Origin of the sequence: Paenibacillus sp. GYB004, from assembly GCF_036577605.1 — a bacterium.
Lineage (GTDB): Bacteria > Bacillota > Bacilli > Paenibacillales > NBRC-103111 > Paenibacillus_AB > Paenibacillus_AB oceani.
The window spans coordinates 153,798-176,879 of the sequence record NZ_JARBDB010000002.1; the positions used below are offsets into that span (position 1 = coordinate 153,798).

The window sequence follows — 23,082 nt, forward strand, 5'->3', positions numbered from 1 at the left end:
GGTCGTATTCCCTCCTTAGCTGGATTCGAGACTGCGGCAGGACGCCGCCGCTTAATATATACTTTCCCCGGTCGTCTTGCGGCTGAGCGTGTTCATGCCGACTACGAGCAGCAATCCGACAATCGATTTGAAGATGCCGATCGCTGTCGACAAGCTGAATTGCGCGCCGAGCAAGCCTACCCGGTAGACGTACGAATCGATGACTTCCCCGACATCCCTCACGAGCGGGTTAATCATAATCAGCACTTGCTCGACGTTCGAATCAAGCACGTTGCCGATCCGGAGCAAAAACAGGACGACGATCGCCGGCATCAGCGAAGGCAGCGTGATCGACCACATCTGACGGAAGCGTCCCGCGCCGTCCACCATCGCCGCTTCGTACAAGCTCGGGTTAATTCCCGACAGCGCGGCCAAATATATGATCATCCCCCAGCCCATTTCCTTCCAGATGCTGATCGATACGAGAATGCCCCGGAAATATTCGGGCTGAGTCAAATAGTCGACGTTGGGAATTCCGAACCAGCCGAGCACCGTATTAATAATTCCGTTCATGCTGAGCAGATTGATAAAAATGCTGCCAACGATAACCCAGGACAAAAAGTGCGGCAAATACAGCAAAGTCTGGACCGGGCGCTTAAACCACGACTTGCGGATTTCATTAAGCAGCAGCGCCAGCACCAGTGGAGCCGGAAACCCGAAAATAATCGAATACAGGCTGAGCATAATCGTGTTGCCCAATATTTGATAAAACTCCGCATACGTGAACATATTTGTAAAATGCTTGAGTCCTACCCAAGGACTGTCCAAAATGCCGGAAAAAATGCTGTAATCCTGAAACGCGATGACGTTGCCGAACATCGGAACGTAGCGGAATATGACGAAATGCAAAATGCCGGGCAGCGCAATCAGCCATAGCAGCAGCGAGTCGCGTGACGTTATTTTCTTAAGCATGCGTACCCTCCGTTAGTAGCCGGGACGGGCCAGCCAGCCGGGCTTTTGCCCGGCCGGCGTCTCCCGCGCACCGCCATTATTTTTTGTTGAACGCGTTATACCAGTCGGTCGCTTCCTTGATCGCTGCTTCGCCGCCGCGGCGTTTCCATTCCGCTACGAATTTGTCGAAGGCGCTGTCCGCATCTTCCTTGCCGGTAATCACCTTCGCGAACATATCCAGGAACAGCGTTCCTGCTCCGGTTCCTACAGTCAGTTCCGGATTTGTTTTCAGGCTTTGCAGAGTCGGCATGTGCAAAGCGTCGTTTTTAAATATGTTTTTCTCGGCAATCTTGATGCCGTTTTTGATAGCTTCGGTGTTCGGCGATACTTCGAGCACTTTGTCCAGCATCCGGCCGTCGCCGCGTGGGTTGATCGAGAGCTGGTAGAAGACGGAAGCGTCGTTTTCCTTATTGACTGGGTCGTTCATATCCCATTTCGGCTTGCCGTTTTCAATTTTGTAGTTGTAATCTTTGATGCCGAGAGCGAAAAATTCTTCTGCAGCGTCGGACCATACCCAGTCGAGGAACTTGATGACGTCTTCCGCTTTTTTGTTCTTCGCCGGCACGACCCATACGTAGCCGATCTGATCGCCTTGCGGAGACAGTCCCTTACCTTTATCGCCAGTCGGCGACTCGATCATCGACAGCTTGACGTTTTTCTCATTAACGAAATTCGCCACGTTCCAGTCCGTATTGTAGTTCGTTACGTCGTGAATCCAGGCTCCGCCCTTGCCCTGCTTAATGCCGCCCATCCAATCGGCGCCTTTGTTCGTAAACAGGTTCGGGTTGATGTAGCCTTTGTCGTACAGGCTCTTCCAGAACTTGATGGCGTCCTTCATTTCCGGCTGGATCATACCGGGCTGCAATTGGCCGTTTTTCAAGTACCAGGCGTTCGGATCGGCGCCGAATTCGGAGAAGAACAGGTTGGAGTATATCAGGTTCTCCCGGACATAGAAGCCGTACTCGTCGTTCGGATCGCCGTTGCCGTTCATATCTTCCTTTTTGACCGCTTCGAAATATTTCAGCCATTCGTCGACCGTCTTCGGCTGCTGCATGCCGAGCTTATCCAGCCAGTCTTGACGGATATACACGACGCGAGTCGCCGGCAGCGCCGCTAGCGACGGTATGCCGTAAATTTTGCCGTCCTTGCTGACTCTCGGACTTTTCCACGCCTGCTCGGGTATTTTTTTCTTCAGGTTTTGCCCGTATTTCTCGATAAGCGGCGTCAGATCCTCAAATACGTTTTTCTCCAGAGCGCCCGGATGCATCGTCGAATTGATGCTGTCGGTCCGGATCATGTCCGGCAATTCGCCGGAGGCGAAACGTACGGTCATCTGTTGGGTAAAGTCGTTGCCGTGGCCGAGAAACTCATATTTCAGATTGTAGTTGGACAGTTTTGACAATTCCTTAATGTACTGGTCGTCGTCCTTCGCCTGCATGGCGTATTTCGCATTGGCGTGACTCGTTAGGATGCTCAGGTTTTTCGGAGTGTTTGCCGCATTGCCGTCCGCAGCTCCCGTCCCTTTCTCCTCTTTGGCTCCGCAGCCGGCCAGCACGCTTGCCGTTACGAGCGATACAGCGAACACGGAAGCTAACGTCTTTTTCGCTTTGCTCATGTATTACACGCTCCTTTTCTTTGTGTAGGGAAGCCCCCTCCGCCTTCTATAATGAAACCGTTTGCATGATCGTGCAATGCTCCTTTGTTTGGATTTCCGGATCTAAAATAACGATAAAGATCAGGCCAAAAAAAGATAACGATTCAGCTCTATCAAGCAGAAAGAACCGCTGCTTGCGGCCAACCGGCGAATGTGGTAACCAAGGATGCAGGATCTGATGGAGGTTCACGATTCGCGGTATAGCTCAAGCGCGGTTCTTCCGGAAACGGGCGGCATGGATTCATTTCATTCAAGAACCGGAGGCGTGACGCCTCTCCTTGCGGTACTCGCCGGGAGGCACTCCGCTCCACTGCTTGAAAATACGGTTAAAGTTTTGGACGCTGGCATAGCCGATCTTCGCTGCGATTTCTTTGATCGGCATATCCGAGTGCTCCAGCCATTCGCGGGCTTTGCCCATCCGGAGATCGAGCACGAATTCGCTGAAGTTGACGCCGGACTCGTCCTTGAATATTTTGCTCAAATACGACACGGACAGCTGAAAATGATCGGCCGCTTTTTGCAGCGTCATCTCTTCGTCCATATATTGCCGAACATAATGCATCACCTCGCGGACCGTCTTCGTCTGCTTGGATACCGCTTCCTTGAGCAGCTGCTCCTTGACCGCCGGAAACAGCTCGTCCGCCAGCCACCGCTCCAGATCGGGCAGTGAACGAAGCTCATGCAGCTTGCGGTAGAAATCGATCCCTTCGGAATGCTGAAGGTCAATACCGGTCTGTTGCAGCATATAATCCAGCTCGCCCAGCATGTAGGAGAACAACCCTTTGGCCGTCTCGGGATTCATCTGCGACTTCGGCAGCTCGGAGACAAGCTGGGCCAGCAGCCGGCGCGAATCGTCGAGATTGCCGTGCAGCACGTGGTGCACGATCTTTTTCTGAATCTCGCCGGTCTCGCGGTTCAGTCTCATCAGCCGCTCGTCCGCCTGCTCGGCGGAAATCGTAATATCTTCGCCCAGCATAAACCGGTGGCTGAGCAGCGCCACGGCTTCGTCGTAGCCGCGGCCGATTTCCGTAAAGGCGGGCAGCGGATTGGCAACGGCGACACTGATCGCGAAGCGGAAATATTCCCGCACATGGCGTCTCGTATCGTCCGCACGCTGCTTCAGGAATGCCATCGCTTCCTCACCGTCCGAGTGCATGCCGACAAGCAGCACGACCTGGCCCGTTTTCGGCGTGAAGCCGGAGCAAAAAGGTACGCCCTGGAACGTCTCCTCCATCATTTTAAGCAGAGCGTAATGGATGAGCGCCCGGTCTTTCTCGCGGTAGGTGCGGTGAAATTCGGGGATATCGTCGGCTTCAGCCACACAGACGAACACCGAATCCCCGTCCAGCTTCAAATTCGCATGATCAGCGGCGATCGCCAGCTCGCGCTCCGACATTTCCCCGCGCAGCAGCTGCTGGAAAACACCCTGCTTCAGGTAGGGAGACTGCTCGCTGAGCTTGTAGCTGAGCTGCCGGTTCGTATCGGACAACTGCTCCATGAACGCTCCGATTACGGCGAGGCCGTCGCCCCGATTCTTTTCGTGGCGGCTACGTGGAACGAACCGTTCCGACAAGCGCTGAATCGGATCGTACATCCGCTTCGAGCCGACAGTGGCGACAGTCGCCCACAATAACACGACCACCCCAACTACAATCAGTGTCGTAAGCCGGATGCGATCGGACTGCGCTGTAAGCTGCTTCATGGGCGATATAGCGATATAGGTCCAGCTGTTCTGCGTCGACGTCTGAATTTTGTAGCGGATCCCTTCGATCTCCACCTGGTCGGACGGATCTTTACCGCCGTTTCGTCTTTCGTAGCGGATCACTTCGCTGAGCGTTTTGCCCATCTCCCCCTGCTCCGAGCTGATGACGATCCGGTTTTTTTCGTCGGCGACGAGCACCCGGCTGCCGTATCCATGTTCGACCGAGCCGACGAATTCCAGTATTTTCTCCGGCTTCACGTGAAGCACGAGAACGCCCTCATTGTAGTTGGATTGAATCGGGACCGGACGGAACAACAACAGGTCGGTTTGATCGTCGAACGTATTCGCCGGAACGAAAAAGGGCTCGTTTTCGCGCGGGTTCATTTTTTCGAGAATCGTCGTCAATCGGAACATGGCGGTCTGCTCCGAGGAATACTGGTTCGAATAGATAAAATTGTTGAAATGTTTATAAATTAGCGAGACGTTGCTGTATTCGACCGGCGAGGTGCTGCGGATCCGGCGGATCGTCTCGTTCATTTCAAGAGAGGCGCTCAAGTTATCGATTCCCGGACCGTCGCGTACCGACTTCTCAACCGCCAGATTCGTTGCGATATAAATCGATGAGGTTTGCAGACTTTTCGTAAATTGATTGAGCTGCACCTGCATCTGATTAAGCATATATTTATGGTTTTGGTTGACCTCGCTTTGGATGCTTCGCGAAGCGATATACGAGGAAAGCAAACCGACGATCAGAACGGGGATGATGCTTACAAACAGCGAATACAGAAGAAGCTTCCGCTGAAACGTGAACGTCACTTTGGCAAATTTTCCGGATTGCTTGCCGCTCATCCCCGCACCCCCTTGATCCATTATTTCTTAGATGTTTTTACCATCAAAATTAAAACGCTTACAGCAGCACCGGCACAAAGATGGGGCTGCTTGCTTGCCGTTGGCCGCTTGACCGGCGGAGCTCACCTGTACTCCGCTGCATCAAGCACCTGCCGTCCGCCAGCTTGTCACATACTTGTATTATACCTTCGGGAAGGCTGAACGTACAACTAATTTCGCCTTAATCGGTCCTTATTCGAGTTATTCCGACATCGATGGAAGGTTAGAAAAGGAGGACCGTGTGGCCCTCCTTCCGATAGGTTCTCGTTAACGGAGACGGATGACGCTTTCTCCCCATATCTCGCTTCCGTAAACCAACTGCAGCCGGTCGCCGTCAGCCAGCGCTCCGACTCCTGCCGGCGTACCGGTGAACAGAACGTCTCCGCGTCCGATGCCGTAATGCTCGGCGCAAAAGTCGACGATCGTCTGCATGTCGAAGATCATCTCGGTGATGTTCCCCTTCTGAACTTCTTTGCCGTTGATCCGAAGTCCGAACGGCTCGGAGCCAAACGAACTCACACCGGGAAACGGGCGGAAAGCCGATACCGGAGCGGAATTGCGGAACCCTTTGGCTGCCAGCCAAGGGTAACCTTTCTTCTTCAGCTCGCTCTGCACGTCGCGCAGCGTCAAATCGACGCCCAAAGCGACTCCGTCGATCAGCTCGTCCGCCGTCATTCCCGGCTCGTAGTCGCGGCCGATCCGGATGACGACCTCTGCCTCAAAATGTACCTCGCCGCGATTACCCGGCACTGCGATCTCGCTTCCATCCATAAGCGCCAAGGCATAGGTCGGCTTGGAGAACAGCATCGGCTGCTCGGGAACGGCGTTGCCCATCTCCGCGGCATGCAATCTGTAGTTTCTTCCTACGCAATAAATGTTGCTAATCTCGCTGAATGCACTCATCGGTCGTCTCCCCGTCAATCTTATTTCGTACTTATTATACCCTCTTTGTTAATTTGAGCCCCAAATGAAATATCGGTCAAACGCTTAAACAGCTTGACGGCCGCTTCTTCGGCCATCGGCTCGGGATTGGCCAGCTTCGTCAGCACCGGAACCGCCTGAAGCTCGCACCCTCCGTCCTTGGAGCAGGAGGCTTGCAATATAACGGTCTCCCACGTTACCGGGTCCTCGTTCATCGTAAATATAAAGTTGCCGAGGCTGTAGGCGATCCATTTTCCTTTGTAATTCTCGAAGCCTTGCAGCACATGCGGGTGGCCGCCGATAATCAGATCGGCTCCGGCATCGATATACTGACGGGCGTAATCTTTCTGATACGCCTCCGGCATATCGTGACGCTCCAGCCCCCAATGCGCGACGACAACGACGAGGTCGGCTTCCTTCTTCGCTTTCTCGATCGTTTGCAGAGGGAGCGTCAGCGCATAGGTGTCAGCTACGCCCGGCGTATTTTTGCCTGCTTTCCAATCCGTTGACGGCACCACCTTGCTCAGACCGATAAATGCGATTTTCATCCCCTTTATCTCGATAATGACCGGCTTGAACGCTTCCGTAACGTTCCGTCCGGCTCCAAACCAGCGGATGCCGTTTTTGTCGAGATGGGAGAACGTATCGAGCAGCCCGGTCGTACCGTAATCGAGAATATGGTTGTTCGCCAAATTGACGAGATCGATACCCGCCTGCTTGAACGCGGGAAGCGCCGCAGGCGTCGAACGGTAAGCGTACTGCTTGATCTGCGCCGTCCCCCGCTCGGTAATCGGCGTCTCCAGGTTGGCGATCGTCAGATCGGCTTTTTCCAGATAGGACTGCACGTTCTTGTACGGGTAGTCGTAGCCGTTTCTTTTCAAGGTCGCTTCCACGTTGTCGGCAAAGATGACATCCCCGACGAACGTAAGCTGGACGCGGTTCGGATCGTCCTGGCCGGCTCCTGCCCCTGCTCCGGCGCTTCCGCTTGGTTCTGTCGTGCCCGTGCCGGGTGTTTTTCCCGAATCCGTCGGCGTGCCGCCGGCCGAACCGGTGTCGCCGGGTTTCGGCGTGCCGGTTGACGGTACGTTTGCGCCGCCCGGGTCAGGCTTGCCGGTGCCGCCCGCGGGTACGTCACCGCCGGACGACGACGTTCCCGGGTTGGCTGTTTGCCCCGGAGGAGTCGCCTCCTGTTTTTGAGCGCTGTTATAAGTGATCCAGAACAGGATCGCCAGCGTGAAAAAAGATACGATCAATACGGTAGTCGCCAGACGACGGCGTTTTTTATTTTTCGAATGACTGCGCTTACGTTGAAATTTCTCTTTCCGGGACGTTTGTTCCATATCGGCTCCTTTTCCCCTTTTCTATGAACCTATTATATCAGAAAGAAACGCGGCGTGGTCGGCTTGCGGGAAGATTGAAGGGGAACCGCGCGAATCGGATGGGCCGCCGCCACCGAGAACTTCTCCTTCCCCGGCATAAAAAAACAGGCCGGTCGTCATGACCAGCCTGCCAGCACAGGGTTTGCTTTCAGGCGAGGGTTGAGCCGATCCCCTCATCTTCCGCCGGAGCGCCTCGGGCCGGAATTCCGTTTCGGCTTGCCCCCGCCGCCGCGCGAATCTTTGCCCGGCGATCTGGCTGCGCCGCCGCCATAACCCGAAGAATGGCGGGATGATCCCGCGCCCTGGGACGACGATGGCCGGGAGCCGTACTGGTGAGACCGTTCGCCGCCGCTGGCGGTTGGAGCCGGTTTGCCGGAAAAAGGGCGCTCCTGCCTCGGTGCGTCCATCCGGCCCCCACTTGAAGCGGTCCGCCGCTGGCCTTGATCGGCCGCTCTCGACGGCGCGCCTCCTCTGCCGCCCCGATTCGAATTCGGGGCACGGCTGCCGGCTTCCCGGTCCGACGCGAACTGCCACCCGCTGCCCCGACGGCGCATCCCCTCCTCCTTGGCGCTGCCGCTCGGCTGATCCGCCTGCATCCGCTCAAGCGTTGATCCGATGCCTTGCTCGATTTCCCGGAGAAGCCCGGCATCCTTGGGCGAGGCAAGCGTAATCGCCATCCCTTTCTGTCCGGCGCGCCCGGTTCGCCCGATCCGGTGAATATAACTTTCGGCGTCGTGAGGGATGTCGTAGTTGAATACATGGGTTACGCCTTCGACATCAAGACCGCGCGCCGCTACATCGGTCGCCACCAGCAGCTGGAGACCGGCCTCGCGGAACCGTTTCATCACCGCCTCCCGCTTCGCCTGGGACAAGTCGCCGTGCAGCTCGTCGACATTTTGCCCTTCGGCGAGCAGCGCTTCGGTTAATTTTTTGGCGCGGATTTTGGTCCGGCAAAAAATAACGGCGAGATACGGCCGGTACAGCCGGAGCAGCTGAAGCAGCGTATCGCGCTTCGCCCGGTCGGTCGTCTCGACAACCAGTTGCCGGATCGAATCAAGCGTGACGGCGCGGCCCTGTACCCGGATATCGTCCGGACTTCGCATATACCGTTCGGCGAGCAGCCGGACCGATTCGGGAAACGTAGCGGAGAACAGCATCGTCTGCCGGTCGTCCGGCGTATGCCGGATCACTTCCTCCACTTCGGGCAGAAAACCCATATGCAGCATCTGATCGGCTTCGTCCAGCACAAACGTCCCGAGCCGCGATAAATCGATCGTGCCGCGTCGTATATGATCGAGCAGCCGCCCTGGCGTAGCGATGACCAGATCCGGAGCTTGACCGAGCTTATGCGCCTGAGCGATGACGTCCTGCCCCCCGTATACCGGCAGCACGGTCACTTGGACCGACGAAGCCAGCTTTCCCGCTTCCTCGGTGATCTGGATGGCAAGCTCGCGCGTCGGGGTAAGAATCAAGGCTTGCACCTCACCGGTGCCAGGCCGCATCATTTGCAGGAGCGGAAGCAAAAACGCAAACGTTTTGCCGGTCCCCGTCTGGGCTTGTACAATAACATCCTTCCCGGTTAAAGCGACGGGAATCGTCTTCTCCTGTACCGGAGTGGGCACGGCCAGCCCTTCTTTGCGCAGTGCTTCGTTAAGTCTTCCGGCTATGCCGAGCGACATAAAATTCATACTCAAAGCCAACTACCTCTTTTCCGGCGAATACAGTTTGTCCTTTGCAGGAGCGATGATTTAAGTATAGGGGAAACGGCATCCGCCGTCCAACTCCGGTGAGTACGTCGCTGTATAGCCGGCTGGACGCGCTTACCGGCTCGTTTTCGCCGACGAATAACCGCACCCGGGCCGGTGCGGAGCGGACCGCAGACCGACGCTCATGAGGCAACCCCCCAGCATGCAACGCCGCCTCCTCCCCGGCAGCTTGGAGCGGTGCGGAACTCCCGCTAGTCTCGGCTGCTGAACCCCCGTACTCCGACTTTGCTCAAAAATCGTTGACAATTTGGCTTTTGTGATATATCTTTAAATTAAGATTCTTAAATATGATAGTTGCGACGAGGAGCGGTTCATATGAGCGATTTCCCTGCATTGGTCAAATCAAGAAGATCGGCGATTAAATTCATTCCGGGCATCGAGTTGCCTGACAAAGAGCTGGAAGAGCTGTTCGCTCTGGTCAAGTTCGCCCCGTCCGCCTTCAATCTGCAGCATACGAGTTACATCGTCGTTCGGGACCCGGCGAGGAAGGAACGAATATATGAAGCGGCAAATAAGCAATATAAAGTTCATACGGCCTCCGCTGTTCTGGTCGTGCTCGGTAATACGCGCGCCCATCTGAATGTCGGTCCTATCAACGAAGGACTGCTCCACCTCGGCGTCATCGATCAGCGCGAGTACGACAGCACCGTGGAATCGACCGTTTCCTTCTATGAGCAGCGCGGCGCCACCTTCATGAGAGAGGAAGCCGTCCGCAGCGCAAGCTTGTCGGCGATGCTGTTCATGCTGGCCGCGAAGGACAAAGGCTGGGACACGTGCCCGATGATCGGATTCGAGCCGGATGCGGTAAGCGATATTTTAAACATACCGGATACTTGGGTGCCTGCCATGATGATCACGATCGGCAAGGAAGATCCTTCATCCCAAAGGCCGCGGGGCTACCGGAAACCGGTCGGGGAATTCGTCCGCTACGAGATGTTCGGGGCGGCAGACTCGCATTCCTAACACGATCCGCTGGTGGTATAATGAGTCTGCTAGGAACGTAAGCGACGATTATACCGCGAAAGGAGGCCGGAGGGATATGACTCCACCGAGAAACGAATCGCTGCAGCTGTACGTCGTCTTGTCCAGAGCATGCCAATGGGTAAACGCGCACGCCGACCGGGATATCCGGAGGCACGGCTTGAACCGGACCGAATTCGGCGTTCTGGAGCTGTTGTATCATAAGGGGCGCCAGCCGTTGCAGCAGATTGGCGGCAAAGTATTGATGACGAGCGGCAACATTACCTACGTTGTCGACAAGCTGGAGAAGAAGGAACTCGCCGAACGGGTAGCCTGTGCGGAAGACAGGCGGGTCTATTACGCGGAGATTACCGAGAAAGGAAAAGCGTTTATGGAGAACGCATTTCCGGAGCATACGAAAGCAATTGAGGAAGCTGTTTCCGGGTTGACGCCGGAAGAACAAAAGCTGGCATCCGAGCTGCTCAAAAAGCTGGGCCTGACCGCAGAAAATAGCTTCAAGTGAGCGTCCTGCTAGGCAGACCGGCAGACCGGCGGTCAGACAACCGTCCGGGGTAGCAACGGCAGTCGGCTAGCCATTTGGAACGCTTCGGTTTCCTGCATGACCCGATTTCCGAAGTCCGATTCGGCGTTTGACCTCCCAGCCGCAAGCGTCACGTACACAGCCCAGTTTGCTAGATACTTGCGGCATACTATTTTTTTGTACCCTTTTAACTTAAAATTAAGATTTTTAATAATATATAATTTCCTATCCGTCTTTGTCGAAGTGTGTTGTGTATGTGCCATTATTCTAGGTATGGAGGCTGATTCGCTATGAATATTCAACGTTTTTCACCCGCTCAGCAAGGAACCGGAGCATTTGACGGAGGTAAAATTATCGAGCAGAAGCCGATCGGATTTCCCGGTGAAGGCGGTGCCGTGAAACGTGTCGGTCCTCTCTTCTACTGGGCGTGGGCGTTTACGCCCGAGGATGGCTATATTCCCCCGCACCCGCATCAGGCCTTCGAGATTGTCACCTATGTGATCCAAGGCAAGGCTGTGCACGGAGACTCGCTGGGCACCAAGAGCACGATAGGGGCCGGCGGAGCGCAAGTGATGCAGACGGGATCGGGCGTCTCCCACGAGGAACGTTTTGTCGGACCGGATATGGAAGGATTTCAGATCTGGTTCGAGCCCGATCTTCGCCAAACACGTTACGATCAGCCGACCTATCGCCAATTCGAGCACGAGCAGTTCCCGGTTCAAGAACACGAGGGCGTCACCGTCAAAGAAGTCATCGGCGGGCAATCGCCGGTAGCGCTGAAGGTGGAAGCGCATATGCGGGATATTACGATACAGGCAGGCGGCGAATATGTGCTGGAGCTGGCGGCGGGACGTTCGATGGCGGTTCTGGCGATTCGCGGCACCGGATCTCTCGGTTCGGCCGATGACGAAGCGTCGGCGGCGCTGCATTCCAAAGATTTCGCCGTATTGGACGCTGGCGGGACGAGCGGCTCAACCGTTGTGAGAGCAGCGGCAGATGAAGCTCTGCGACTCGTCGCGATCGAGGTGCCTTCGGAAACCGATTATCCGCTGTATAACAAACGCTGATCGCACCGGATACCGGCTCTCTGTCGAAGCCGGCAACGAGCAGCCTCACATGCATAAGCTGCGAAAACCGGACTCCTAATCCAATACCCCGGTATGCTTTGCACTTCATAAATAAATGAGTCGGTATGCACGGATGTGCCGTCAGTCAAGGCAGGAGACGCTTGCGGACCTGCCCTGACTGCGTGTTCCGGCGGCGGAAAGCATAACCCGGGCGCTGGCGGCGGCAGAAAAAAACGGGATAAAGAGCTCTCGCGCCACGCATGGCACGAAAGCTGCTTTATCCCGTGTACGGTCCGGCCGTCACGGCCGACCCGGAAGATCCGCTCCTATACCGTCCGTGGAGCGGCCAAATATTCTTGAAGCAGCCGGTACAATTGAATGACCCGATCCAAATTTTTGCTGAACCGGAACGAAATCTTCCTCTCGCCCTGCCAATAAAAAATAAACAGATTGTTGTGCCGCCCGACGACGAGCTCTACATCCCACTTCGAATCGTTTAGCCGGTACTTGTCCCGGTTAAAAAAAAGCTTCGGCCCTTCCTTCGAACGATACATGCCGACAAAGTCGTTCCCCATCTTCAGGTAATACCCTTGCTCCGCCGATGCGTGCCGTTCCTCCATAATGATTCAGCTCCTTCGCCCAAGTGATGAAGAGCCGATACTGGTCCTGCTCCCGTTCCCCGACCCCTGGCATACAAAAAAATCCCCCAAAAGCGCAGACCTGCTTCGTAGCCCATCGCTGTTCCTTTGGAAGCTCCCGTTATCCATAAGAAATTGCTTGGCACAACTTCCTATATTACAAAAAACTCCGATCCAAATCGTTCGGCAGCTGGCTGGCTTGGCAAGGTCGATTCCGACCTGCTGCTTTAGCCCCTCTAGCTTTGCGTCGCCGGCTTTAGCCGGGTTTGCCGTTTGTCGGGAGGTAATCGAAGTTAGGTATGGTATGTATCGCGTCTTCCTTCTTAGAATAGGGGAGAAGCCCCTTCTTCGCATCCTCCTTTGTACCTATTTCCGGGAAAAACGCCCCGATTATTTACAATTTTCTTCTTTTTTTCGACAACTATTCCCGGTATATTCCATATGGTTACTATTTTTATCCTTTTTCGCGATGAATGGCTCTGCGCAAAATGAGTTTTTCCTGGGAGCCAGATGATTCAGTCCGCTAAAAAACGGACACGTTCCTCTCCAAAAAGAAAGGAATCGGGCGTTAACCCGATTCCCCGGCTTGCCCATCAGCCCTTAGATCCAAGCCCGGCTGACGATAACAAGCAAGATGAACAGTACCAGAATTACGCCTGTCGAAGTAAACAAGCCTCCAACTCCCGGGCCGCAACCGCATCCTGCACCGCCAACGTATCCCATGGTCAGTCCTCCTCGATATTTCATGATTGTGCGGCCGACATCCGTTGCAACCGGCCGGGCGGCCCGATTGACAGTCGAGATGAATGAACCACACGATCTACAATATGAGGAGGGGCGGGTAACGGACTGTACAGATGTCCCGGCGAACGTAATTTTTTATCAATACCGGTTTGCGGCACTCCGCTTACAGATCGTCCGGATTTTTGATGACAAGAACGGGGACTTTCGCATGCTGCACCACATAATGGCTGACACTGCCGAGGAACAGCTCCTTCAGCGTGCTGAGCCCTCTGCTGCCGATTACGATCAGATCCGCTTGCAGCTCTTCGGCGTAATCGAGCAGGGCGCGCGCCGGGTCTCCTTGAAGCAGCGCAGTCGCCGCATTCGGCAAATCCGTCGCTAGCTCTTTGGCTTCGTCCAGCGTTCTCTCCGAGTCGGACAACTCGTCCAGCTCCATGCGCACCGGCGCGGCGATCATCGCTTCGCCTACGACCAGGTTCGGATAATGGAATACATGGGCGATCGTAAGCCGCGAGCCCGGTATGCTGCGAACGAGCTCCTTTGCGCGCAAGAGCGCCGACTGGGCTTGCTCCGATCCGTCATATGCGACCAGTACATGTTGAAATGGCATATACAGCACCTCTTTTGTTGGATAGATCGTTCTTACTCCAGCGTACCACTCGTCATGTCCGGACACTGTGAGAAACATCACTATCGATTGCAGTACATCCTACATCTATACCCCAGTATGCCACGGTCGAAACAGTCACGCTTCATCCGCTCCGACTTAAGCCGTCCCCTGAATTCCGATTACAAGCTTGAATGTTTTCCGCGGTTTTCGGTCAAGCCGGACACACTCGGATGTATCCAGAATGAACACGCTTCTGCCGACCTTATGCCTGCTACCCAACTGGCACGGGCAAGGCGCCGCGGTCCCCGCAGTCGGATCAAGACGCCTCCGCATCCGCTCCCCGTACTCCATCATCGTTCATTACCGTTCATTACCATCCATCACTATTCATCACCGTCCATCACCACTCATCACGAATGATGCTTCCGCATGTCCGAGTGGAGCTTCTTCCAGCGCTTCTTCTCCTTCAGCTGCAGCGCCTTGTCCTCCTTGCGGGCCAAGTAGGCAAGCTCCCGCTGCAACTTCAAGTAGCTGTCGTAGCGGTCGGCCGGCAGCGCGCCGCTGCGGAGCGCTTCCTTCACCGCGCAGCCCGGCTCGTTGCCATGGCTGCAGTCGTCGAATCGGCACGCCGCCGTGAGCTCCTCGACGTCGCGGAACCCGTGGCCAAGCCCCTCGTCCGCATGCCACAGCTGCAGCTCGCGCATGCCCGGCGTGTCGATCAGCACGCCGCCGCCCGGCAGCGGCACGAGCTCGCGGTGCGTCGTCGTATGACGCCCCTTGTCGTCATCCTCGCGGATCTCCCTCACGTTCATGACCGCTTCGCCGTACAAGGCGTTGACGAGCGTCGACTTCCCAGCACCCGACGACCCGAGAAGAGCGACCGTCTGCCCTTCGCCGAAATACGGCGCGAGTCTGTCCAGCCCTTCCCCTTCGGCTGCGCTGATCGTACAGATCGGCACGCCCATCGCGACGTGCTCCGCCTCCGCCGCCTTCCCGCGCCTCTCGTCTTCACCGCACAGGTCCGCCTTCGTCAGCACGATGACCGGATTCGCTCCGCTCTCCCAAGCCAGAATCAGATACCTCTCCAGCCGCCTTACGTTAAAATCCTGGTTCAGCGCAGCAACCAGAAAAACCGTATCAACGTTAGCCGCCACGATCTGCTCATCTGTCACGAAGCCGGCCAGCTTCCGCGAAAATTTGCTCGTCCGCGGCAAGATCGAATGGATGATCGCCCGGTTGTCCGCTTCACGGTACCGGACCGTCACCCAGTCGCCTACGGCCGGGTAATCGCCGCGGCCCTGCGCCTGGTGTCTCAGCTTGCCGGCCACCTCCGCCAGCATATCCCCCCGTTCCGTGTAGATCCGGTACAGATGGGTATGCTCCAGCGCGACTCGGCCAAATCCGTCTCCCGGCTGCGCGGTCTCCCGAAACTGCCGTTCTCTATCAGCCGTCCAGCCCAAGCGGTTCATATTCGTATTCAACTTCATATTCAATGCGGATTCCTCCCGTAATGGACGGAAGCGGCATCCGCCACGTCATCAAGCGCGATACATGGTCGGTGCTTCCGCCGTATTGATCATTTCCGTTTCGTTTTTACCATCCAACTTGTTACCCGTATCCCCTACAAAGGCGCAACCGCCTTTTTCCGCAATCAGCATGAACATCTAACATCATCCTTCCATAAGGAGCTTGAATTCCAGACTAATCATTTTCGTTGTGGGAGAGAGCCACCGGTAACAGAATACCGTCTTGCCCCATTCCCTGTACCAAAAACAAAGAGCCGCCGTCGAAATCAGCAGCCCTCTCTATCATATTCCAGATCCGTCCCCCGTACACGGGACATCTTCGTTATATTCGTTTTTTCGCCGGGGACAGCACCTGCTCGGCGGGGGAAAATCCGTCACCCTTTGCCCCCGTACTCCTTCGGGGTCACTCCGCAAAACGCCTTGAACAGCTTGACGAAATAGCTCTTATTGTCATACCCGAGTCGGTCGGCCACCTCGCGAACCGTATAACGGGACAAATCGAGCAGTTCCTTCGCCTTCTCCATCTTCGTCCGGGTTACGAAATCGACGAACGTCTCATTCGTTTCCTTTTTGAACAGCCGGCTGAAATAGCTGGCATTCAGGTGCAGATGATCCGCCACCTCTTCCAGCGAAATTTTCCGGTGAATGTTCAGCTCGACGAACCGCTGCGCTTCGGCTATTTCCGCCCGCTGCGGCTGGCCGTAGATGGCCCCCATCCTGGATGCCGCCTCCCGCATCGCTTCGATCGTATAGCGGCTCAGACGGTCCAGCCGCTCGGCTTCGAGAAACGTCTGATGCAGCGCCTCCCGGGAGTAGGCGGAAGGGACATGCTCCATCGTTTTGAATTTCATATGCAGATCGAGCACCATCTTCAAAAACCATTCCTTCACCGCCTCGGGCGGATACCCGCCTTCCCGAATCCGGGCCGCCCAAGCGAGGACGACCGGCTCGATACGGTCCGTCTCCTGAAGCAGCACGACCTTGCGGCACTCATCCAGCGCCTGCGGGTACAAGGCGAATAGATCGTCCTGCGTAAACACGGGCTCCGCCCAGTCGGCGATAACGCCCTCCGGCAAATAAAAACGCGAAGTCCGCCCATCCGCCAGCCGCTGCATATCGGAGCGAAGCAGAAGCGGGTCGGAGGAAGCGATCCCCATCATGCAAGTGACGGACAGCTTCAAATACGATCCGAGCGCAGCCCTGATCCGTTTCAGCACCGATTCGACCCGGTACTTGCCGACCGTCCCCCCGCTTACGCCCGGGTCAGGCCCGAACAGCAGCAGCAGCTCGCGATGGGTGACGCGAAACGCGGCCACGTCTCCGCCGTAGCTGCGAAGCAGCTCTTCCGTTACGTTTTCTACGGCGAAGATGCAGTTGTCTTCCGAGACAAACCGCGCTTTCGCCTCCGGATAATTGTCGACGACGAGCAGCACCGGCAGGACGGGAGCGCTGCCGAGACGGATGCCGAACCCGGACGCAAGTTCGCGCCACCCGGCGATATCCGCGATCGGATGGTACAGCAGACTGCGGATGAACTGCTCCTTGCGAATCGAACGATTGTGAACGGACTGAACCTCCGAGGCGAGCCGTTTCCCCGCCCCCTCAGCAGCTTCCCGTTCCTCCAGCCGCTTCACGACAGTGCGCAGCAGCTCCTCGAGCGTAGCCGGGCTCACCGTTTCTTTCAGCACGTAATCGTCAACGCCGAGCTTGATCGCCTGCTGGGCGTATTTAAACTCATCGTGGCACGACAAGATGATGACGGACACGTCCGGCTTCAGCTTTTTTACCCGTTCCGTCAACTGCAAGCCGTCCATCTGCGGCATCCCGATATCGGTAATCAACAGATCCGGAGGCTCTGCGTTCACCGCATGCTCGTACGCCTTCGCCCCGTTCTCGAACGCGCCGGCCAGCCGCAGGCCCAGCTTGTCCCAAGGAATCGCGTGCCGCAAAAAATCGAGCACAGGCACATCGTCGTCAACGATTACCACGCTACGCGCCGGTTTCGGATTCGTCATCGGTATCGCTCTCCCCTCTCCGCTTCGCGGGAATGTGCAGCGTAAAACGCGTCCCTGCTCCCGGCCTGCTGTCGATATGGACCGAGAAGTCCGCGCCGTACAGCAGCTTCATCCGGTCTACCACGTTTTTCACGCCGATCCCCGTCAGCTCGGCGCCGCTCCGGGACGTATCGCCGGACGGGTGGTCCAGCTTCTCCCGAAGCTCCCGCAATCGTTCGGCGTCCATCCCTTTGCCGTCGTCCTCGATCCGGACCAGCAGCTGCTCGCCTGACAACCAGGCCATAATCCGGATCGTTCCTTTGTTATGCTCCAGTCCGTGCAGGAAGGCGTTCTCGATCAGCGGCTGCATAAAAAACCGCGGCACCGTCACCGGCAGCGATTCGGGCGACAGCGATACGTCCAGCTCGATCGTTTCGTTGTGACGGAAATTCATCAGCTTGACGTAATGCAGCACCGTATCCGCTTCTTCCCGCAGCGGGATCAGCTCATTGCTCCGGTTGATCGTCATCCGCAGCAGAACCGCCAGCGAGCTGATCAGCGCGGCGTTCTCCTCGTCGCCCTTCATCATGATCCGCATCCGGATCGAATTCAGCACGTTGAACAGGAAGTGCGGGTTGATCTGCGCCTGCAACATCTCAAGCTCCGCCTTCCGCTTCAGCGTCTGCTCCTCGCGCACCTGGACGATCATCTCCCCGATCCGGTCCAGCATCTGATCGAACGACCGGCCGAGCCGGCCGATCTCGTCGCTTCCGCTAATGTTCGAACGAACCTCCAGCTTGCCGGACTCGACCTGGGCCGCTACGCGTCCGAGGCGGATCATCGGTTGGGTCAGCCGGCTCATCAGCGTGATCAGGATCGCCAAAAAGGCGGTAAGCGAAACGAGCTGCACGATCAGATTCGTCCGCTGCACATTCGTCACTTTCCCGACGGCGTCGTCGTACGGCACCGTGCTGACCAGCTCCCAATCGGCGTACGCCAGCTTATGCCGGAACAGCAGCGACGTCTCCCCTTCGATGGTCGCCATCGCCGACTGCCCCTCCGCGGGCATCAGATGCAAGTACGACACCGGCTTGCCGATCCGCTCCACTTCGCGATGCGACAGCACAGTTCCCTTGGAATCGATGAGCGATATATCCTGCTTCGACACGTTCGAGCTGAACACTTGGCTGACGTGTTTCTCGCCCAGACTGACGATAATCGTCGCCAGCAGCTCCCCGTTATGGTTGCGAATCTGCCTCGCGATCGTAATGACATAAGGGTTCTCCGTCTTATCATACTGCAGATAATTGGCATGAATGCCGATCCAGAACGCATCGTAGCCGCTTCGTCCGGACAGCTCCGGATACCAGGCTTCCCGCTCGAACGAGCGCGGATCGTACTCCGTAGTCGGATAATTCGTATAAAAGGTGCCGTTCGGCATCACGATGCTCATATGCATCCGTTCGTTCGGAAACGAAATCGCTTCCAACTTTAACGCCATTTTTTTGACATTCGCCACTTGCGAGACGACGTCCATCGGGCTGCCCGCCTTATAAGCGTTCCAATTCTCCCTGACGATCGCCGATATGTCCGCGTCAAACTGCAAATAGTTTGTAATATAGATCATCTTGTTGACCAGGTTGGTCGCGTACCGGTCCACGACTCCAAGCGAATCGGCGACATTGGTCGCCGCCTGCTCCCGCAGCACGTCCCGGGTCAAGTACCGGGTCGCAAACAGCGTAAACAGAACGGGCACGATCAGGCATAGAATCGAGGTGACCAGCAGCTTGTGCCGAAGCGACATCTTCCATTTTCGAGTGATCCTGTTGATCCTGTTGCCGATCATGATGTGTGAACCCTCCAGGTGACTTCTATCTGACCAGTATATCAAACCTGCAAAGGAACGCCAGCACGACGACCGCCGAAACGCCGAGCAAGAGAGCGGACAACTCCGCTCTCTTGGGACAACCTTATTTCTTATTAGCGTTCACAAGCTTCTGCAGCCGTTCCTTGGCCGCCGCTATCGACTTGTCGATATCTTGCTGGCCGAGCAGCAGCTTCTCGACTTCCTCCTGGTACACTTTGTACACTTCCGCCTGATAAGGCAGCGCCGGAGGCAGGGTAACCGGCTTCGTATTATTTAGCACGTACAGCAGCGATTCTTTGTCGATATTTTCCGGACTTTTCGTCGATTGGATAATCGAATCCAGCAGCTTGCCGGAATCTTCCTTTTTCCAGGAGGTCATATATTTCTGCATAATCGACAAGCCTTCGGTGGAGAAAAACCGCATGAACTTATACGCTTCTTCTTTATGCTTGGACGTCGATGCGATAGCCAAATAGTTGGAGGACGACATCGCATGTCCCGCCGGGTCGGACTTTTCGTTGCGCGGCATCGGGGCGAATACAGTTTTGAACGTCGACGGGAACTGGTCGGTGCCGCCCACCTCTCCGATCATCCACGAGCCCATCGCCATCATGCTGACGTTCTGGTTGAAGTACAGCGGCCGGTACGCAAGCTTCTGCGAGATCGCATCGGCGTAAGGAATCGCCGACTTGTCCGCCATCTCGGAGCGCTGGCGGATTTCAAGCGATTTGCGGACGCCCGGATGATCCATATTCAGCGAGCCGTCGGACCAGACGATATCGTTTTTGCCAGGCTGGTTCCACATGCCCAGCAGGAAGAAGTCGGCCCAGGAATGATAATACGTGCCGTACCGCTTGGAAGCGCCTTCGCCTTTGGTCATCTTTTTCGCATAGTCCAAATAATCGTCCCAAGTCCAGTCGATCGTCGGCACCTTCAAGCCCGCTTCGTCCAGATGGTTTTTGTTCATAATGACGAACCATTGATTGAACGTTCCGGGAAGGGCGTAATATTTGCCGTCCAGCAGCGTGTCCGTTTTGTATTCGTCCGTGAATTTGAAGCCTTCCTTCTCGATAAAGCCGTTCAGCGGCTCCAGCATGCCGTTCGCCGCACGCTGCGAGTAGCTTCGCGCATCCGCCAGCAGGAACACGTCCAGCGGTTCGCCGGAAGCGGCCAGCAGGTCGATCTTCTTCGTCACTTCATCCGAGGTCGGCTCGGTCATGCCGACATAGTCGATTTTGATGCCCGGGTATTTCTCTTCGAACTTGGCGATGACGGGCGCCATCATCGTTTTGTCGAACGTTACGTTTTGCGCATGGAAGCGCACCGTTACCGGCGCTTTAGCTCCATTTGCCCCTTCGGACGAAGCGGAATTCGGCTCCTTATCGCCGCTGCTGCACGCAGCTACCGCTCCGGCTGCAACGACGGTCGTCATAACGGCAGCGAATCGTTTTTTCCACATGGTGCTTTCCCCCTGTTTGCTCATATCGCGGTTCTGTATGCATCATAGCATGGCTCGAATCCGGTTAAAGCCAACTCGTTTTACCCGTTTCGAAATATTTTTACCCTTTCACTCCGCCGAGCGAGATTCCTTCGATCACCTGCTTCTGCCCGACGATAAAGATGAGGAGCAGCGGCACGATCGCCGATACGGAAGCGGCCATCATCAGCGAGTAAAATTCGCCATAGGCGTCCGCAAACTTCTTGATCCCGAGCGGCAGCGTGAACAGGTCCGGACTTTTCAGGAAAATCAGCGGATTCTGGTAATCGTTCCACGTCCAGATGAAGCGCAGGATGCCGTAAGTGGCAATCGCCGGCTTCACCAGCGGAATGCCGATGCGGAAAAACGTCTTCCAGTGGCCGGCTCCGTCAATTTTGGCCGCTTCCATATACTCGTTGTTGATGCCCATAAAAAACTGGCGGAGCATAAACGTGCCAAGCACGCTGAAGCTGTTCAGCAGCACAAGTCCGAGATGCGTATCGAACAAGCCGAGCTGCCGGTAAAAAATAAATTGCGGAACGAGGATCGCCTGCGCCGGAATCATATACGTGGCAAGCACGATCATAAACATCGCGCCGCTGCCCGCGAAACGGATCTTGGCGAATGCATAGGCAGCCATGCACGAGACGAGCACCGACGTAGCCGTCGTAATCACCGTCACCTTGATCGAGTTCCAATAGTACAAATAAAACGGATATTGTCCGGCCCACACGTCGGTGTAGTTTTTGACCGCTTGAAACGTCTCCGGAATCCAACGGATCGGATATTGGAACACTTCGGTCTCCGGCTTCATCGACGAGGAGATCATCCAGGCGAAAGGCAGTAAGAACACGATACCGAACGCCAGCATGACGATCGTAACAAGCAGCTTGCGGATACTCAGTTGTCGGACCATGATGACTTCCCTCCTAGTAATTCACCCATTTGCGCTGCCCCCACCACTGCACCAGCGTAACCGCGAAAATAGCGAGGAACAGGAACAAAGCCATCGTGGATGCATAGCTCATTTTCAAATTAACGAACGCCGTCTCGTACAGATGATACACGACGACCGAGGTCGACCCGGCCGGACCTCCCTTGGTGAGCACCTGGATGAGATCGAATACTTTGAACGTTCCGATAATGCCTGTAATCATCAGGAAAAAGGTCGTCGGCGACAGCATCGGGAGCGTAATGAAGCGGAATTTGTGCCACGCCTTCGCCCCGTCGATATCGGCCGCTTCATAGAAGTCTTTCGGAATCGACTGCAAGCCCGCCGTGTAAATGATCAGGTTATATCCGATCGAGATCCAGACCATAATCATCATCACGCTCGGCAGCGCAAATTGAAGATCGGCGATCCATTTCGGCGGGGCCGCGATCCCGATCGAGCGCAGAAACTCGTTAACCGGCCCGAACGACGGATGAAACAGCACCTGCCAGACGATCGCGACGGCTACGACGCTCGAGATGTAGGGCATGAAGTAGATGACTTTGAACATGTCCTTGAAGTAGACGTACCGGTTAATGATGACCGCCAGCAACAACGATACGGCGAGCGAGATCGGTACGACGAGAATAAAGATCAGGTTATTTTTCAGCGATTTCCAAAAGATGTCGTCTGCAAACAATTTCTCGAAATTGGCGAAACCGACGAACTCGACTTTTTTGAACCCAAGCAAAAAGTTCCATTCGGTAAAGCTGAGCACGAACGATGCCAGGATCGGCATAATCATCAAGACGGTGACCCCGATCAGCATCGGCGCTATAAATACGTATCCCGTCAATGTTTCTTTCCACTGCTGCTTGCTGCGCTGCGGTTTTGTCCCCGCTTCTGCAACTGCGGCCGTCGGCTGTTGGTGCAACTTGTTCTCCCTCCCGTTCCTGCGGATGTTTCTCCTGCTGTCTGTACGTCCCATTGTATAAAAGAGGGCGGTTCGTCCGTAAGCAACGGCGATGACTGTTTTGAAAATATTTTTACTTTTGTACGATCGATTTTCCAGTAACCAAGCAAATCCCCAATTCTCTCCTAGGGACAGTCGAACGGTCACGGCAGAACATTATCACCCAACTAAGGAGGTTTTGGGCCTTGTATGCCCAATTCGTCGCTACAACGCGAGGGTTACGCGCTAGACTTAGCCCCGTGGCGTGTTGGCGAGGTGCTCAGGCGAGCGCGACGATCTACAGCATCCTAGACACGGCCAAAGAGAATCGGTTGCATCCGTTTTACTATCTGACCTATCTGATGGAGAAGCTGCCTCAGCTACCTGATCTAAAAGATCAAAAGGCGCTGGATGCTCTGCTTGGGTCTTCCTCGCTTCCCTTAACTTGCCGCGTGTTTAACACTACAAAATAGCT

The 23,082-nt window shown here is 55.7% G+C and carries 19 protein-coding genes, 1 pseudogene and 1 riboswitch; of the genes and pseudogenes, 4 read left to right on the forward strand and 16 right to left on the reverse strand.

Going from position 1 to position 23,082, the window contains the following annotated elements; translation table 11 throughout:
- Window positions 1-51: 51 nt before the first annotated feature.
- From PV433_RS00730 to PV433_RS00755, 6 genes are all read right to left on the reverse strand, one after another.
- On the reverse strand, window positions 52-951 hold the full coding sequence (locus PV433_RS00730; protein ID WP_190928808.1) for an ABC transporter permease: 900 nt from the start codon (window positions 949-951) through the stop codon (window positions 52-54).
- 76 nt (window positions 952-1,027) lie between these two features.
- On the reverse strand, window positions 1,028-2,605 hold the full coding sequence (locus PV433_RS00735; protein WP_332070307.1) for a hypothetical protein: 1,578 nt from the start codon (window positions 2,603-2,605) through the stop codon (window positions 1,028-1,030).
- Window positions 2,606-2,894: 289 nt separating this feature from the next.
- Complete coding sequence (locus tag PV433_RS00740) at window positions 2,895-5,195, reverse strand: helix-turn-helix domain-containing protein (RefSeq protein ID WP_332070308.1); 2,301 nt, start codon at window positions 5,193-5,195, stop codon at window positions 2,895-2,897.
- Between the two features lie 306 nt (window positions 5,196-5,501).
- Window positions 5,502-6,137, reverse strand: coding sequence for a fumarylacetoacetate hydrolase family protein (locus tag PV433_RS00745; protein ID WP_332070309.1), 636 nt, complete (start codon window positions 6,135-6,137; stop codon window positions 5,502-5,504).
- 20 nt (window positions 6,138-6,157) lie between these two features.
- Window positions 6,158-7,495 carry a CapA family protein gene (locus tag PV433_RS00750; protein ID WP_332070310.1) on the reverse strand — a complete coding sequence of 446 codons (1,338 nt, stop codon included), beginning with the start codon at window positions 7,493-7,495 and terminating at the stop codon, window positions 6,158-6,160.
- Window positions 7,496-7,707: 212 nt separating this feature from the next.
- A complete protein-coding gene (locus PV433_RS00755; RefSeq protein WP_332070527.1) occupies window positions 7,708-9,222 on the reverse strand; it encodes a DEAD/DEAH box helicase in 1,515 nt (504 codons plus the stop codon).
- A gap of 393 nt (window positions 9,223-9,615) precedes the next feature.
- Between PV433_RS00755 and PV433_RS00760 the strand changes: the two genes are divergently transcribed.
- From PV433_RS00760 to PV433_RS00770, 3 genes are all read left to right on the forward strand, one after another.
- Complete coding sequence (locus PV433_RS00760; protein WP_332070311.1) at window positions 9,616-10,263, forward strand: nitroreductase family protein; 648 nt, start codon at window positions 9,616-9,618, stop codon at window positions 10,261-10,263.
- Window positions 10,264-10,339: 76 nt separating this feature from the next.
- Complete coding sequence (locus tag PV433_RS00765) at window positions 10,340-10,783, forward strand: MarR family winged helix-turn-helix transcriptional regulator (protein ID WP_332070312.1); 444 nt, start codon at window positions 10,340-10,342, stop codon at window positions 10,781-10,783.
- Window positions 10,784-11,091: 308 nt separating this feature from the next.
- Entirely contained in the window at window positions 11,092-11,868 is a 777-nt protein-coding gene (locus PV433_RS00770) for a pirin family protein (protein ID WP_332070313.1), read from the forward strand.
- 326 nt (window positions 11,869-12,194) lie between these two features.
- Here the strand turns inward: PV433_RS00770 and PV433_RS00775 are convergent, their stop codons facing one another.
- The 10 genes from PV433_RS00775 to PV433_RS00820 form a co-directional block, all read right to left on the reverse strand.
- On the reverse strand, window positions 12,195-12,488 hold the full coding sequence (locus PV433_RS00775) for a hypothetical protein (protein ID WP_332070314.1): 294 nt from the start codon (window positions 12,486-12,488) through the stop codon (window positions 12,195-12,197).
- A 200-nt stretch (window positions 12,489-12,688) separates the two neighbouring features.
- Window positions 12,689-12,787, reverse strand: a riboswitch (cyclic di-GMP riboswitch).
- A 319-nt stretch (window positions 12,788-13,106) separates the two neighbouring features.
- Complete coding sequence (locus PV433_RS00780) at window positions 13,107-13,229, reverse strand: sporulation protein YjcZ (protein ID WP_190928791.1); 123 nt, start codon at window positions 13,227-13,229, stop codon at window positions 13,107-13,109.
- Between the two features lie 184 nt (window positions 13,230-13,413).
- The gene (locus PV433_RS00785) at window positions 13,414-13,860 is read right to left on the reverse strand and encodes a universal stress protein (protein ID WP_190928789.1); all 447 of its coding nucleotides are present in this window, start codon (window positions 13,858-13,860) and stop codon (window positions 13,414-13,416) included.
- A 410-nt stretch (window positions 13,861-14,270) separates the two neighbouring features.
- Window positions 14,271-15,347, reverse strand: a complete 1,077-nt coding sequence (gene rsgA, locus PV433_RS00790; RefSeq protein ID WP_332070528.1) for a ribosome small subunit-dependent GTPase A — start codon at window positions 15,345-15,347, stop codon at window positions 14,271-14,273.
- A gap of 51 nt (window positions 15,348-15,398) precedes the next feature.
- Window positions 15,399-15,524 carry a hypothetical protein gene (locus PV433_RS00795; RefSeq protein WP_332070315.1) on the reverse strand — a complete coding sequence of 42 codons (126 nt, stop codon included), beginning with the start codon at window positions 15,522-15,524 and terminating at the stop codon, window positions 15,399-15,401.
- 236 nt (window positions 15,525-15,760) lie between these two features.
- Window positions 15,761-17,401, reverse strand: coding sequence for a response regulator transcription factor (locus tag PV433_RS00800; RefSeq protein WP_332070316.1), 1,641 nt, complete (start codon window positions 17,399-17,401; stop codon window positions 15,761-15,763).
- On the reverse strand, window positions 17,376-19,226 hold the full coding sequence (locus tag PV433_RS00805) for a sensor histidine kinase (protein ID WP_332070317.1): 1,851 nt from the start codon (window positions 19,224-19,226) through the stop codon (window positions 17,376-17,378). The genes PV433_RS00800 and PV433_RS00805 overlap by 26 nt, the downstream gene beginning before the upstream one ends.
- Window positions 19,227-19,350: 124 nt before the next feature.
- Complete coding sequence (locus PV433_RS00810) at window positions 19,351-20,706, reverse strand: ABC transporter substrate-binding protein (RefSeq protein WP_332070318.1); 1,356 nt, start codon at window positions 20,704-20,706, stop codon at window positions 19,351-19,353.
- A 100-nt stretch (window positions 20,707-20,806) separates the two neighbouring features.
- Entirely contained in the window at window positions 20,807-21,640 is an 834-nt protein-coding gene (locus PV433_RS00815; protein ID WP_332070319.1) for a carbohydrate ABC transporter permease, read from the reverse strand.
- A gap of 13 nt (window positions 21,641-21,653) precedes the next feature.
- A complete protein-coding gene (locus PV433_RS00820; RefSeq protein WP_442951459.1) occupies window positions 21,654-22,589 on the reverse strand; it encodes a carbohydrate ABC transporter permease in 936 nt (311 codons plus the stop codon).
- A gap of 290 nt (window positions 22,590-22,879) precedes the next feature.
- On the opposite strand from PV433_RS00820, the pseudogene PV433_RS00825 reads away from it, so the two are divergent.
- A pseudogene (locus PV433_RS00825) lies at window positions 22,880-23,080 on the forward strand (transposase domain-containing protein); the annotation flags it as partial.
- Window positions 23,081-23,082: the final 2 nt, after the last annotated feature.

Excerpts from the sequence above, each read along its gene's own strand:
- PV433_RS00730 (WP_190928808.1), bottom strand. The coding sequence starts at position 951 with ATGCTTAAGAAAATAACGTCACGCGACTCGCTGCTGCTATGGCTGATT.
- PV433_RS00735 (WP_332070307.1), bottom strand. The coding sequence starts at position 2,605 with ATGAGCAAAGCGAAAAAGACGTTAGCTTCCGTGTTCGCTGTATCGCTC.
- PV433_RS00740 (WP_332070308.1), bottom strand. The coding sequence starts at position 5,195 with ATGAGCGGCAAGCAATCCGGAAAATTTGCCAAAGTGACGTTCACGTTT.
- PV433_RS00745 (WP_332070309.1), bottom strand. The coding sequence starts at position 6,137 with ATGAGTGCATTCAGCGAGATTAGCAACATTTATTGCGTAGGAAGAAAC.
- PV433_RS00750 (WP_332070310.1), bottom strand. The coding sequence starts at position 7,495 with ATGGAACAAACGTCCCGGAAAGAGAAATTTCAACGTAAGCGCAGTCAT.
- PV433_RS00755 (WP_332070527.1), bottom strand. The coding sequence starts at position 9,222 with ATGAATTTTATGTCGCTCGGCATAGCCGGAAGACTTAACGAAGCACTG.
- PV433_RS00760 (WP_332070311.1), top strand. The coding sequence starts at position 9,616 with ATGAGCGATTTCCCTGCATTGGTCAAATCAAGAAGATCGGCGATTAAA.
- PV433_RS00765 (WP_332070312.1), top strand. The coding sequence starts at position 10,340 with ATGACTCCACCGAGAAACGAATCGCTGCAGCTGTACGTCGTCTTGTCC.
- PV433_RS00770 (WP_332070313.1), top strand. The coding sequence starts at position 11,092 with ATGAATATTCAACGTTTTTCACCCGCTCAGCAAGGAACCGGAGCATTT.
- PV433_RS00775 (WP_332070314.1), bottom strand. The coding sequence starts at position 12,488 with ATGGAGGAACGGCACGCATCGGCGGAGCAAGGGTATTACCTGAAGATG.
- PV433_RS00780 (WP_190928791.1), bottom strand. The coding sequence starts at position 13,229 with ATGGGATACGTTGGCGGTGCAGGATGCGGTTGCGGCCCGGGAGTTGGA.
- PV433_RS00785 (WP_190928789.1), bottom strand. The coding sequence starts at position 13,860 with ATGCCATTTCAACATGTACTGGTCGCATATGACGGATCGGAGCAAGCC.
- rsgA (WP_332070528.1), bottom strand. The coding sequence starts at position 15,347 with ATGAAGTTGAATACGAATATGAACCGCTTGGGCTGGACGGCTGATAGA.
- PV433_RS00795 (WP_332070315.1), bottom strand. The coding sequence starts at position 15,524 with ATGTTCATGCTGATTGCGGAAAAAGGCGGTTGCGCCTTTGTAGGGGAT.
- PV433_RS00800 (WP_332070316.1), bottom strand. The coding sequence starts at position 17,401 with ATGACGAATCCGAAACCGGCGCGTAGCGTGGTAATCGTTGACGACGAT.
- PV433_RS00805 (WP_332070317.1), bottom strand. The coding sequence starts at position 19,226 with ATGATCGGCAACAGGATCAACAGGATCACTCGAAAATGGAAGATGTCG.
- PV433_RS00810 (WP_332070318.1), bottom strand. The coding sequence starts at position 20,706 with ATGTGGAAAAAACGATTCGCTGCCGTTATGACGACCGTCGTTGCAGCC.
- PV433_RS00815 (WP_332070319.1), bottom strand. The coding sequence starts at position 21,640 with ATGGTCCGACAACTGAGTATCCGCAAGCTGCTTGTTACGATCGTCATG.